Raw genomic sequence first — 12,256 nt, 5'->3', positions numbered from 1 at the left:
ATATTTTCAAGACCTGCGATAGTTGTGCGACATTCGGGACGTAGCAGCTGTGCACCGCAACGATGCGGGCACGGTTTCAAAAGGGTTTTGCATGGCGCGGTGGACATTGGCGGTTTTGGCACTGGGGTCGGCACCGGCAGCGCTGGCGGCACAGACCGCCCCGGTCGCGGGAACCACGCAGACCCCGGTCGCCCAGACTCCGGCTACGGCGCAACCGGATAAACCGACCGATCCGGCAGGCGCGGGCGGCACCGAGGTTGAGAGCGAAGCCGAGGAGATCGTCGTCACCGGCCGCCCGCCCCCCGGATCGGTGGCGGGCGACATCAAGCCCGAACTGCAATTGTCGCCGGCCGACATCCGCTCCTACGGCGTCAGCTCGGTCGCCGAACTGGTCGCCGAACTCGCGCCGCAGCTGCAATCGGTGCGCGGCGGGGAGCCGGTCTTCCTCGTCAACGGACGGCGCTCGGCGGGTTTTCAGGAAGTCCGCGACCTGCCGACCGAAGCGATCCTGCGCGTCGACATCTTGCCCGAGGAAGTCGCGCTGAAATTCGGCTATCGATCGGATCAGAAGGTCATCAACTTCGTCCTGCGCCCGCGTTTCCGCAGCTATACCGGCGAATTGCAGGGCAGCGTGCCGACGCAAGGCGGATCGAGCAATGTCGAGGCCGAGGCGGGACTGGTCCGCATCGACCGCGACAAACGCTTCAACCTGAACCTGCAGGCGGAAACGACCAGCAACCTGCTGGAAAGCGAACGCGGCATCATCCCGAACACGTCGGGCACGCCCTATGACCTGATCGGCAACGTCACCGGCACGACCAATGGCGCGGCGATCGATCCGGCATTGAGTGCGCTGGCGGGCACCCCGGTGACGGTCGCGGCGGTACCGAACGGCGCGCCGACGCTGGCCGGGTTCGCCGCCGGGGCCAATGCGCCACGCATCACCGACACCACGCCGTTCCGGACGCTGTCGGGTGCGGTCGACCGCTTTTCCGCCAACGGCGTCTATGCACGCAGCATCTTCGGCAACGTCGCGGCGACGGTGACCGGACGGGTCGAACACAACCGCACCGAATCGCTGCTCGGCCTGCCCGCCATCTCGCTGACCTTGCCCGGCAACACCCCGCTCTCGCCCTTTGCCAGCACGGTGATCGTCCGGCGCTATGCCGGGACGGAGCCGCTGGTCCAGAATGGCGAAACGACGACCGCCAACGCCGGCTTCGCGCTGAACGGCGATCTCGGCCGGTGGCGCTGGACCGTGAACGGCAATTACGACCGGATCGAAACCAGCACCCGCACCGATCGCGGCGTCGACGTGACCGATATCCAGGCGGCGGTCGGTGCCGGCACGTTCAGCCCGTTCGGCGATCTCGGCAATCTGATCCGCACCGCCGACCGCGCGAAATCGGTGTCGAGCGTTGCGGGCATCAACGCTCTGGTCGCCGGTTCGCCCTTCTCGCTGCCCGCCGGCGACGCCAGCACCAGCATCCGCATCGCCGGGACGACCAGCGACTTCAACAGCGATTCGGTCCGCGCCGGCATCGCCAACGCCGCCGATCTCGGCCGCGACAGCGGGTCGATACGCGCCAATATCGACCTGCCGATCGCCAACGCCGCGCGCGACATCCTCTCCGCGCTCGGCCGCCTGTCGCTGAACGCCAATGCCGAGGTCGAACAGCTGTCGGACTTCGGGACGCTGACCTCGTACGGCTACGGCCTCAACTGGCAACCGATCACCGCGCTGCGCGTGCTGGCATCGGTCAGCCACGAACAGAATGCGCCGTCGCAGCAGCAGCTCGGCAACCCGTTCATCACGACGCCCTTCGTCCGCCGCTTCGACTATGTCCTCGGCCAGACGGTCGACGTCACCGCGATCAGCGGCGGCAACCCCGATCTGGTGCAGAGCGACAGCCGCGTGTTGAAGTTGGGGGTGAACCTGAAGCCGTGGAGCGAGCGCGATATCTCGTTCCAGTTCGATTATACCAACAACCACACCGACAACCCGATCCGCACTTTCCCGACGATCACCGCCGAGATTCAGGACGCCTTCCCCGATCGCTTCACGCGCGACCCGGTCAGCAAAGTCCTGACCCGGGTCGATGGCCGTCCGGTCAATTTCGCGCGCGCCGACAGCAGCGTGCTGCGCTACGGCGTCAACTTCGCCAAGCGGATCACCACCGCCCGGTCGCGCGCGGCCGAGGCCGAACGGCGCGCCTTCATGGAACGCCGCCGGGCCGAACGGGAAGCAGCGGAAGCGGCCGGTGCGCCGCCACCACCGCCCGGTGCCGGACGCGGTCCGGGCGAAGGGAGCGGGTCCGGCGGTCCGGGCGGCGGCGGACGTGGCTTTGGCGGACCCGGCGGGTTCGGTGGCGGTGGCGGCGGGCGTGGCGGTTTCGGTGGCGGCGGCGGCGGCCGGCTGTGGTTCGGCGTCTATCATAGCGTGAACCTGACCGACACGATCGTGATCCGGTCCGGCCTGCCCGAACTCGATCTGCTGAACGGGTCGGCGGTCGACGACAATGGCGGCACCCCGCGCCACCAGATCGACTTCAACGGCGGCTATGTCCGCGACGGGCTGGGCGCGCGGGTAACCGTCAACTGGCAGTCGGGGACCGAGGTCAATGGCGGTGCCAGTGGCACCGGCCAGACGCTCGATTTCGGCGGCCTCGCGCGGGTCGGGCTGCGGTCGTGGATCGAACTGGGGCAGCAGCCGGGGCTGGTTCGCGACAATCGCTGGCTGCGCGGCGCGCGGATCAGCATCGGCGTCGACAATCTGTTCAACGCGCGCCAGCGGGTGACCGACGCCAACGGCGTGGTGCCGATCAACTATCAGCCCGGCTATCTCGATGCGACCGGGCGGGTCGTGCGACTGACCTTCCGCAAGCTGTTCTTCTGATCCGCCCGGTCAATGCGCGTCCGGACGCGCCGCTTCGGTGTGTTCGACACCGGGGCGCGGTACATCGGCCCGCGCGGGGGTGTCGCTCCCGGTACTGGCCATGCGACGCCCCCCGAACCCGGCCGTCTCCTGATACAGCAGGGTGATGGCGACGCGGCGGTTGCGCGGATCGAACGGGTCCTTGGCGACCATCGGCTCGCGATCGGCCACGCCCTCGATCCGTTCGAAGCGGCGTTCGCCGACCCCGGCCATGGCGAGGCGGCGACGTGTCGCCTCTGCCCGGCCCGACGACAGCATCCAGTTGTTCATCGTCTCGCGCCGGCCATAGGCGATCGAATCGGTATGCCCCCGGATCATGATCGTGTTGGGCAAATCCTTTACCGTCTCGGCGATCAGCGCCATCAGCTTCGACGCTTCGGGGGCGAGCGCGGTGGTGCCCAGCGAGAACATCGAATAATCGGCATTGTCGACCAGATCGATACGCACGCCGTCATGCGTCGGCACGATGCGAACGTTCTTGGCGAGCTTGCGCAGTTCGAGGCTGGATTCCAGCTTTTGCTTGAGTTCGCGCTTGATCTTTTCGAACGCCTTGCGATCGGCCTCGGCCATTTCGGCCTTGTTCTTCAGCCGGCCCTTTTCGCCCGATCCGACCTGCGTGCCGCCATTGGCGTCGACCGGGATGGTCAGCGACCGCGTGCCCGTCTGCGCGGCGCGGTGGGGATAGCTGTCCTGATCGACGATCGATTCGCCGCCGAACAGCCCGTTCGATCCCGCCGCACCGGCCTTCACCGTGACCAGCGACGGGGTGAAATAATCGGCCAGCCCCTTGCGCTGCTTCTCGGTCGTGGCGCCGAGCAGCCACATCAACAGAAAGAACGCCATCATCGCCGTCACGAAGTCGGCATAGGCGACCTTCCACGCACCGCCGTGATGGCCGCCATGGCCCTCGGCGATGATCTTCTTGACGATGATGACGGGGGGCGGCTGGTTGTTGCCATGGGGTGCCTTCGCCATGGGATCAGCGTCCGCGCAGGCCGTCGAAGACTTCGGCGAAACCGGGCTGGTTGTGGTGCGGAATGCCCGAACGCGCCGCTTCGATCACCAGCGGCTGCGGATGGCCGTGGAGCGAGGCGATGATGATCTGCTTGACGGTGTGATAGATGGCGGCATCGGCGTCGATCACCTGCTGCAACCGGCCGGCAAGCGGCCCGACCAGACCGTAGGCGAGCAGAATGCCGAGGAAGGTGCCGACCAGCGCCGACCCGATCATGCCGCCCAGGACCGACGGCGGCTTGTCGATCGATCCCATCGTCTTGACCACGCCGAGCACCGCCGCGACGATGCCGAGCGCGGGAAGTGCGTCGGCCAGGCCCTGCAGCGTCGCCTGCGGACCCTGTTCCTCGTGGTGGTGGGTCTTGATGGCATTGTCCATGACCTCCTCGACCGCATGCACGTCGAGCGTACCCGACGACACGACGACCAGGCGCAGCGTATCGGCGATCAGGTTGACCAACGTATGATCTTTCACCAACCGCGGATACTCACCAAAAACCGACGATGATTTCGGGTCCTCGACATGGGGTTCGAGTGCGATCGGTCCTTCGGCGCGCAGCATCTTCATCAGCTTCGACACCAGGAAGATGGCGTCGAGATAATCCTGCTTCTTGTATTTGGGGCCTTTCAGCACCTTCATGAAGCCGCCGCCCATGCCCTTCAGCTCGCGGCCCGAATTGCCGATGATCAGCGCGCCCACCGCCGCGCCGCCGATGATGAGCATTTCGTGCGGCAGGGCGTGCAGCACGGGTCCAAGATCGCCACCGGTGAAGGCGAAACCGCCGAACACCATGACGAGAAGGACGACGAAGCCGATGGCCGGAAACATATGGCGCTTGCCCCTGGGTTACGAACCGTTGCCACGCTGTCTGCGTCGCATCACCCGTCCCTTGTGGCCGATAGACGTCGAGAAATCGTTACCACCCGACAATTTACCATCGGGCGGATATCGGCACCGTCACTTCAGATAGTTGAACAGCGACATGCCCGCCAACTTGGAAATGCTGGCCTGCGTTGCGTTGAGAATCGTCAACGTCTTCTGAAACTCGACCATCGTGGTGGACCATTCGGTATCTTCCAGCGCGCTGCGCGCTTCCTCACGGTCGATGCCGATATCTTCGAGCTGGCTCGATTCGATCTCCAGCCGCGCCCCGCGCGCGCCATTGGCGGCGCGCGCCGCCGTCACCTGCGCTTCGGCCGTGTCCAGCTTGCCGAGCGCGGTGCCGATCTTCGCCGAATAGGCTTTGCGCGCGGCATCGACGTCGAATGCCGGGGCGTTCGGATCGACCGGGACCGCGGGATCAACCACCGGCTTGTCGGTCGGCATCTCCATCGCCGTCTTCAGGTCGTCGATCAGCGCAAAGATGTCGACGCCGCCATTCGCCCCGCTGAACACCCGGCTGCCATCGATGCCGACCTGCATCTCGCTCGCCTCGCCGATGCGGACGGTCGCGACCGATGCATTGCCGGTATAGGTGATCGCGCCGGTCGTCGCGTCCTTCGTAAAGGCCACTTCGCCGGTCCCGCCGAACACCGGATGGTTGCGCACGTCACGGCCGTTGGCGATCGCCAGCAAGCCTTCGCGGATCTGGTCGAGTTCGGTGGCGATCGCCACCTTGTCCTGCGCATTCAGCGTATCGCTGCCTGCGCGAACGGTCAGTTCGCGAACCCGCACCAGCCGTTCGTCGGCGTTGCCCAGCGCAGTGTCGGCCTGCGCCAGCAATCCGCGCGACAAGGTGATGTTGGAACGGAAGGCACCCGAATCCGCCGCTTCCTTCTTGATCCCGCCCAGCATCATCCACGCCGCCGAATCCTGCGACGCGACCTTCAGACGCTTCTGCGTCGACAATTCGGTGTTCAACCGGTTGAGGTCGCCGTTCAGCCGCGTCATCTGGTTCGACGCGCGGTTGTAGAAGTTGGCGGTGGAGATTTGCATCGTTCGTCCTATCGGATCGCGAACAGCGTATCGAAGGTTTCGCGCGCGACCTGGATCACGCGGCTCGACGCCTGATAGGCCTGCTGGAAACGCATCAGGTTCACTGCTTCCTGGTCGAGGTTCACGCCGGCTGCCGAATCACGTGCGTCGACCGCCGAATCGCGGATCGCGCCCTGCGCCTCGGCAATGGTCTTGCGCGCGTTCAGTGCCGACCCGTTGCTGGATTGCAGCGCGACGACCCGCTGTTCGAACAGGCCGCTGCGGCGGGCGTCGAACAGCTTCGACAGGTTGCCGCTGTCGCGCGGCCCCTGCCCCGCCGTCGCCGCCGCGATCTTGGCCGGGTCGCCCATGATGCGCGTCACGCGCCCGGTCGGTTCCATCGCGAACATCGGCGCACCGGCAGCGGCGTTCAGATCCTCACCGCTGGCAAGCGCACCGTTGACGTCCATGACGAAATCGGTGGCGACATCGACCACCTCCTTGCGCATGTCGCTGATCCGCTTGGCCCCGTCGACCATGCCGGCCAACGCGCCGCCGCGCGGGATCAGGATGCTCTCGGTGCCGCCGCGCATGGTCGTGAACACCGGCGCGCCGTCTTCGTCGCGTTCGAACCGGACGGTCGACGCCTCGATGCCATGGACCATCAATGGGCCATCCGCGCCGCCCGCCCGCACCGTCACCCGACCGGTCGTATCGAACTTGACGTCGATATCGGTCATCTCGCTCATTTCGTCGAGCATCAGGTCGCGCTGGTCGAGCAGCTGCGCCTCGCCCGCCGACCCCTTCGAAACCCGCGACAGGCCGTCGTTGATCCGCGCCAGCACCGCCGCATTGTTGCTGAGCTTGCTGACCGCGTTATCGGCGTTGAGGTCGAGATTGTTGGCCGTTTCGTCGAGTGCGCCGATCGTGCCCGAAAATGCCTGCGCGACGCTTTCGGCCGATTCCAGCATCGACCGGCGCGGCGCATCGGCCGACGGGTCGGCGGAGAGCGCGGTGGCGCTGTTGAAGAAAGCGGTCATGCGATCGGTCAGCGCGCGGCTGGTCAGCGCATCCTCGATCCGCGCCATCCACACGATGCCGCCGTCGCTGCGCGACACGTCCGCGGTCGACTGGCGCACTTCCTGCGACCGAAAGACGTCGGCGGCCCGCGTGACGCCGGCAACGGTCACCCCGCTGCCGGAAATCTGTCGCGACGAACCCACGCCGATTTCGGCAAGCGACGTCGTCCGCCGAACATAGCCGGTGGTGCCGGCGTTCGCGATATTGTCCGACGTCGTGGTCAGCGACGATTGATACGCCCTGACCCCGCTTGCCCCGATCGACAGCAGGTCGCTCATCCGCTCTTCCCTTCACCCGATGTAACGACCGAATCGGTCCGGGCTTGAGCGGGATTATTGGCATCGGCCACGTTAACCATCTGTGACCGAGCCAGAAACTCGGTCATCGCCTTGCCGATGCCCAGCGGGGTCGTGACCGACATGTTCTCGGCGACCTTCTGGTCCCACATGTCGCGGAACTGGCCGGCGGCCTTGTTGTCGAACAGCGTGTCGGCCAGCTTCGCCTGCCGCATCGATTTGAGCATCATGCCGGTGAAGACCGATTCGAACCGTTGTCCGGCGGCCTTCAGATTGTCCTTGTTGCCGATGCGGGTGGTGTCGACCCCGACGCCGGTCGTCGCGCCGATCACGCTCACAGGACCACCAGCTCCGCCTTCAGCGCACCCGCCTCCTTCAGTGCCTCGAGGATCGCGACCAGATCGGCGGGCGATGCGCCGATCGCGTTGATCGCCTTCACCACATCGGCCAGCTTGGGACCGGGCGCGAGGACGAACATCGGCTTGACCTCCTGCTCGACCGTGACGCCGCTCTTCTGTTCGACGGCGGTCTGGCCCTGGCTGAGCGGCGCGGGCTGGCTGACGCGCTGGTTCTCGTCGATCTTCACGGTCAGCTTGCCGTGGGTCACCGCCGAAGGCGCGACCCGCACCGCCGAGTTGATGACGACCGTACCGGTGCGGGCGTTGACGATGACGCGCGCGGCGGTCTCCGCCGACTCGACCGGAATATTCTCGACCTCGCTCATCAGCATCGCGCGGGTGTCGGCACCGGGTGCGGCCCGCAGCGCGACCGACACCGCATCGATCGCGGTCGCGGTGCCGGCGCCGAAGCGCCGGTTAATCGCACCCGCGACATTCTGCGCGGTGGTGAAATCGGCCTGTGCCAGATTGAACGTCAGCGTGGGCGCGGTCGCGAAGCCGGTGTCGACCATGCGCTCGACCGTCGCCCCTTCGGGAATACGGCCGGTCGACGGGATGTTGACGACGATCTTCGAGCCGTCGGCACCCTCGGCCCCGAGGCCGCCGACCGCGAGATTGCCCTGTGCCATCGCATAGATCTGGCCATCGGCACCCAGCAGCGGGGTCATGATCAGCGCACCGCCGCGCAGCGACTTTGCCTTGCCCATCGACGCGACCGTCACGTCGAGCCGCTGGCCGGGTTTGGCGAAGGGCGGCAGTTCGGCCGTGATCAGCACGACGGCCGCGTTTTTCATCCCCGGATTGGCGCCAGGTGGCAGTTGCAGCCCCATGCGCGAGGCGATCGCCTTCACCGACTGCACGGTATATTCGAGATTGTCGTCGCCGGTGCCGGGCAGGCCGACGACGATACCGTATCCGGTCAACTGGTTCGACCGGATGCCCTGGAAACGACCAAGATCCTTGACCCGCTCCGCCGAGGCGGGCGCGATCATCAGGAAGGCGGCGAGGATGGCGAGCAGGAAGCGCATGGACAGTCCTAGAACGGGCTGACGACCTGGAAGAAGCGGCTGAGCCACCCCTGCCGGCTGGCGCGGGCGACATCGCCCTTGCCGGTGTAGGAAATGCGGGCATCGGCCACGCGGGTCGACGGCACGCGGTTGTTCGCGTCGACATCGGCGATGCGGACGATCCCCTTGATCGCGACGATCTCGTCGCCGCGGCTCAGCGTCACCCGCTTCTGCCCCTGCACCAGCATCGTGCCGTTGGGATAGACTTCGGCGACGGTGACCGACAATTCGCCCGACAGCGCATTGGTCTGATCGGACGATCCGGTGCCACCGAAATTGCGGCCACCCGATGCCTGGGCGATGTTCGGGTCGAATGCCAGCGGCCCGACCGAAGGTGGCGTGATCGAGAATTTGCCGTTGCTGTCGAGCTTCGATCCGGCCGATTTCGACGCACTGGTCCGCTCGACCAGCGCGATGGTCAGTGGATCGCCGACCTTGCGCGCGCGCCATCCCTCGTACAGCGCGGCATAGCCCTGCTCGACCTGAAAGATCGCGCCGGTAGCGACCACCGGAACGACCGGCGCGGCGGGCGGGGTGGCGGCGTAGGATTCGCGCGGCAATTTCCTGCCGAACAGGGGGCGGGCATCTGCCGGCATTGCCGCCAGCACCACGATGGCGAGCGCGACGGCGCGCGCGGCGTCAGATGTTCTGGTTGACATATTTCAGCATCTCGTCGGTGGCCGAGATCATCTTCGAATTGACCTCATAGGCGCGCTGGGTCTCGATCATGTCGACGAGTTCCTCGACGACGTTGACGTTCGAGCTTTCGAGCATCCCCTGCCGAATGCGTCCGCGACCCTCGAGGCCGGCGACACCGAGCTGCGCCGCACCCGAAGCACCGGTTTCGGTCAGGAAATTGTCCCCGGCCGGTTGCAGCCCGGCGGGATTGGCGAAGCTCGCGACCTGGATCTGGCCGACGGGAGTCGCTTCGGTCTGGTTGGGGATGGTCGCGCTGACCGTGCCGTCACCGCCGATCGTGATCGAGGTGGCACCTTCGGGCAGGGTGATGCCGGGCATCACCTGATGTCCGTCGGTGGTGACCAGCAGCCCTTCGGCGGAGCGCGTGAAATTGCCGGCGCGGGTATAGCCGATCTGGCCGCCGGGCAGCTGCACCTGAAAGAAGCCGTCGCCTTCCAGGGCGACGTCGAGTGCGTTGCCGGTCGTGGCGAGCGAGCCCTGCGTCTGGATGCTCGCGGTCCCCTGCACGCGGACACCGGTGCCGAGGTTCAGACCGGTCGCATAGCGCGATTCCTGCGTCGAGGCGGCCCCCTGCGCGGTGATGATCTGATAGCTCATCGCCTCGAACGAGGCGCGGTCGCGCTTGAACCCGGTCGTGTTGACGTTCGCCAGGTTGTTCGAGATGACGCGCATCCGCGTATCCTGGGCATCCAGCCCGGTGCGCGCGATATGCAGTGCTGCATTGGCCATGTCGTGTTCCCCTTAACTCTGGACGCGCATCAGGTTGGCGGAGGCTTCATCCATTTCCTTCGCCTGCTTCAGCATGCCGGCCTGCACTTCGTAGGACCGCTGGTTCTCGATCATGTCGACCAGCGCCTGCGTCATGTTGACGTTCGATTGTTCGAGAGCGCCGCCGCGGACCTTGGCGGTCATGTCGCCGGGCAGGGTGCCGCCGCCACGGACGTGCAACAGATTGTCGATGCCCTTGACCGTGTCGCTGCCGGCGGTGCTGACTAGCTTGATCTGGCCGACTTCCTGATCGGGCGTGCCCGGAGGCGCGCCCTGCGGGACGATCATCACGCGGCCGTCGGCGGTGATGTTGATCGACTGGCTGGGCGGCACGGTGATCGGGCCGCCCGTGCCCATGACCGGCAAACGATCGCCGGTCTCGAGCGTGCCGGCGGCAGTAACCTGCAGGTCGCCGCGGCGGGTATAGGCTTCGGTGCCGTCGGGCCCCTGAACTGCGATCCACGCATCGCCCTCGACCGCTACGTCGAGCGAGCGGCCGGTGGCGAGGATCGCCCCCGCCCGCCGGTCCATGTCGCGCACCTCTTCCGACGAAGGCGAGCGCGATTCGAGTTCGCCGTTCTTGCCCTTGAGCAACAACTGTTCGAAATCGACCTTGTCGGCACGATAGCCGATCGTCGACCCGTTCGCGATGTTGTTCGCGATCGTGGCCTGCGACGCCATGTGTCCGCGCAATCCCGACATCGCGGTGTAGACCAGCCGGTCCATCGAAGCCTCCGTGTTATGACCCCTGCTTCACAGCAAGGGCCATGCCAGTTCCATCAGGCGCGCAGATCGAGGATCGAGCGCGTGATCTGGTTCGAGGTGTCGAGCGCCTTCGAGTTCGCCTGGAAGTTGCGCTGCGCGGCGATCAGGCCGACCAGTTCCTCGGTGATGTCGACGTTCGATCCCTCGATCATGCCCGACATCAGCGAGCCTGCGCCGTTTTCGCCCGAGCTGGCGAAGGTCGGATCGCCCGACAGGCCGGTCGCCTGCCAGTTGCTGTTGCCCATCTGGCGCAGGCCCGACGAGTTCGAGAAGTTGACGATCGCGACCTGGCCGAGCGGCTTGGTATCGCCGTTCGAATAGCTGGCGGTGACGATGCCCTTTTCGTTGATCGTCACGCCCTGCAGCCGGCCGACCTCGACACCGTCCTGAAGCTGGCTGGCGACCTTGAACGGCTTGGTGGTCGATTCGGTCGTGACCGGTACGGTCAGCTTGATCTGCTGCTGGGCCACGCCGCTCGGCGGCATGAACGAGTTGAAGGTGCTGACGACCGGTGCGGCAAGCTGGCCGGCGGTATTGAACTGGACCGTGACCACCGGAGTTTCGGCGGCACCGGTTCCCACGGTCATCGGCTTGTCGCCGACGAAGCTGTAAGCCTGCCACGTGCTCGACAGATCCTCGACGGCCGGCGGCACGGTGACGACCGGTGGCGTCGTCCGCTTCAGATAGGTGGTCATCGTCATCGGATTGCCGGCACCGTCATACACGGTCGTCGAGATCGCTTCGTTGTAGCTGCTGGAATCGAACCGGCTGAAGTCGCCCGTCGCCGGCACGACCGAACGCGCGTTCAAATTGAGCCCGAGCGTCACATTGTCGGTGCCCTTCGGCTTGCCGGAGGTTCCGGCGAGCACGAGGTCGGTCAGCGATTCACGCGTCGTCGCGATGACGTTGCCGTTTCCGTCGACCGGATAGACCTGCAACCGCGCGCCCTGCGCATCAGTGACGAACTGGTTCGCATCGACGCGCAGCGAACCGTTGCGGGTGAAGGCCAGACCCTGCTTGTTGGGATCAGGCTTCAGCGTGAAGAAACCGTCGCCGGCGATCGCGATGTCGAGCGACGACGACGACTGGACGAGGTTGCCTTCGCCGAACTGCTGGCGATTGCCCTTCACCACCGTACCCGAACCGACCATCTGCGTCGGCGCGACGGCGAGGTTCGACGCGATCACGTCGGCGAATTCGGCGCGGCTCTTCTTGAAGCCGGTGGTGCCGACGTTGGCAAGGTTGTGCGCGATCGACGCCATGTCGACCTGAGAGGCCTTCAGGCCGGACAGCGAGGTATAGAAGGACATGCTTGGCTC

The 12,256-nt window shown here is 66.0% G+C and carries 11 protein-coding genes; 1 reads left to right on the top strand and 10 read right to left on the bottom strand.

Features of this window, described 5'->3' with window-relative positions; all coding sequences use genetic code 11:
* Nucleotides 1–91 precede the first annotated feature (91 nt).
* Entirely contained in the window at nucleotides 92–2,896 is a 2,805-nt protein-coding gene (locus tag ASE50_RS09455) for a hypothetical protein (RefSeq protein WP_056399076.1), read from the top strand.
* 9 nt (nucleotides 2,897–2,905) lie between these two features.
* On the opposite strand, the gene ASE50_RS09450 is transcribed toward ASE50_RS09455, so the two are convergent.
* The 10 genes from ASE50_RS09450 to ASE50_RS09405 all read right to left on the bottom strand — a co-directional run bounded on the left by ASE50_RS09450 (nucleotide 2,906) and on the right by ASE50_RS09405 (nucleotide 12,247).
* On the bottom strand, nucleotides 2,906–3,910 hold the full coding sequence (locus ASE50_RS09450) for a flagellar motor protein MotB (protein ID WP_082438935.1): 1,005 nt from the start codon (nucleotides 3,908–3,910) through the stop codon (nucleotides 2,906–2,908).
* A gap of 4 nt (nucleotides 3,911–3,914) precedes the next feature.
* Nucleotides 3,915–4,778: a flagellar motor stator protein MotA gene (gene motA, locus ASE50_RS09445; protein ID WP_056399073.1), complete on the bottom strand. Its 864-nt coding sequence runs from the start codon at nucleotides 4,776–4,778 to the stop codon at nucleotides 3,915–3,917.
* 129 nt (nucleotides 4,779–4,907) lie between these two features.
* Nucleotides 4,908–5,885, bottom strand: a complete 978-nt coding sequence (locus tag ASE50_RS09440) for a flagellin (protein ID WP_056399071.1) — start codon at nucleotides 5,883–5,885, stop codon at nucleotides 4,908–4,910.
* Between the two features lie 8 nt (nucleotides 5,886–5,893).
* Nucleotides 5,894–7,222 carry a flagellar hook-associated protein FlgK gene (gene flgK, locus ASE50_RS09435; RefSeq protein ID WP_056399070.1) on the bottom strand — a complete coding sequence of 443 codons (1,329 nt, stop codon included), beginning with the start codon at nucleotides 7,220–7,222 and terminating at the stop codon, nucleotides 5,894–5,896.
* Complete coding sequence (locus ASE50_RS09430) at nucleotides 7,219–7,578, bottom strand: rod-binding protein (RefSeq protein WP_056002819.1); 360 nt, start codon at nucleotides 7,576–7,578, stop codon at nucleotides 7,219–7,221. Before ASE50_RS09430 ends, flgK begins: the two co-directional genes overlap by 4 nt.
* Nucleotides 7,575–8,666: a flagellar basal body P-ring protein FlgI gene (locus ASE50_RS09425; RefSeq protein WP_056399068.1), complete on the bottom strand. Its 1,092-nt coding sequence runs from the start codon at nucleotides 8,664–8,666 to the stop codon at nucleotides 7,575–7,577. The genes ASE50_RS09430 and ASE50_RS09425 overlap by 4 nt, the downstream gene beginning before the upstream one ends.
* An 8-nt stretch (nucleotides 8,667–8,674) precedes the next feature.
* Nucleotides 8,675–9,364, bottom strand: a complete 690-nt coding sequence (locus ASE50_RS09420) for a flagellar basal body L-ring protein FlgH (RefSeq protein ID WP_056399065.1) — start codon at nucleotides 9,362–9,364, stop codon at nucleotides 8,675–8,677.
* Nucleotides 9,345–10,133, bottom strand: coding sequence for a flagellar basal-body rod protein FlgG (gene flgG, locus ASE50_RS09415; protein ID WP_056399062.1), 789 nt, complete (start codon nucleotides 10,131–10,133; stop codon nucleotides 9,345–9,347). The genes ASE50_RS09420 and flgG overlap by 20 nt, the downstream gene beginning before the upstream one ends.
* Before the next feature lie 12 nt (nucleotides 10,134–10,145).
* Complete coding sequence (locus tag ASE50_RS09410) at nucleotides 10,146–10,898, bottom strand: flagellar basal body rod protein FlgF (protein WP_056399059.1); 753 nt, start codon at nucleotides 10,896–10,898, stop codon at nucleotides 10,146–10,148.
* Nucleotides 10,899–10,951: 53 nt separating this feature from the next.
* Nucleotides 10,952–12,247, bottom strand: a complete 1,296-nt coding sequence (locus tag ASE50_RS09405) for a flagellar hook protein FlgE (RefSeq protein ID WP_056399058.1) — start codon at nucleotides 12,245–12,247, stop codon at nucleotides 10,952–10,954.
* Nucleotides 12,248–12,256: the final 9 nt, after the last annotated feature.

Source organism: Sphingomonas sp. Leaf5, from assembly GCF_001421155.1.
In the GTDB taxonomy this organism is placed as follows: domain Bacteria; phylum Pseudomonadota; class Alphaproteobacteria; order Sphingomonadales; family Sphingomonadaceae; genus Sphingomonas.
The sequence above is the reverse complement of the archived record's forward strand: the minus strand, read 5'-3'. Positions and strand labels throughout refer to the sequence as shown.

Excerpts from the sequence above, each read along its gene's own strand:
- ASE50_RS09455 (WP_056399076.1), top strand. The coding sequence starts at position 92 with ATGGCGCGGTGGACATTGGCGGTTTTGGCACTGGGGTCGGCACCGGCA.
- ASE50_RS09450 (WP_082438935.1), bottom strand. The coding sequence starts at position 3,910 with ATGGCGAAGGCACCCCATGGCAACAACCAGCCGCCCCCCGTCATCATC.
- motA (WP_056399073.1), bottom strand. The coding sequence starts at position 4,778 with ATGTTTCCGGCCATCGGCTTCGTCGTCCTTCTCGTCATGGTGTTCGGC.
- ASE50_RS09440 (WP_056399071.1), bottom strand. The coding sequence starts at position 5,885 with ATGCAAATCTCCACCGCCAACTTCTACAACCGCGCGTCGAACCAGATG.
- flgK (WP_056399070.1), bottom strand. The coding sequence starts at position 7,222 with ATGAGCGACCTGCTGTCGATCGGGGCAAGCGGGGTCAGGGCGTATCAA.
- ASE50_RS09425 (WP_056399068.1), bottom strand. The coding sequence starts at position 8,666 with ATGCGCTTCCTGCTCGCCATCCTCGCCGCCTTCCTGATGATCGCGCCC.
- ASE50_RS09420 (WP_056399065.1), bottom strand. The coding sequence starts at position 9,364 with ATGTCAACCAGAACATCTGACGCCGCGCGCGCCGTCGCGCTCGCCATC.
- flgG (WP_056399062.1), bottom strand. The coding sequence starts at position 10,133 with ATGGCCAATGCAGCACTGCATATCGCGCGCACCGGGCTGGATGCCCAG.
- ASE50_RS09410 (WP_056399059.1), bottom strand. The coding sequence starts at position 10,898 with ATGGACCGGCTGGTCTACACCGCGATGTCGGGATTGCGCGGACACATG.
- ASE50_RS09405 (WP_056399058.1), bottom strand. The coding sequence starts at position 12,247 with ATGTCCTTCTATACCTCGCTGTCCGGCCTGAAGGCCTCTCAGGTCGAC.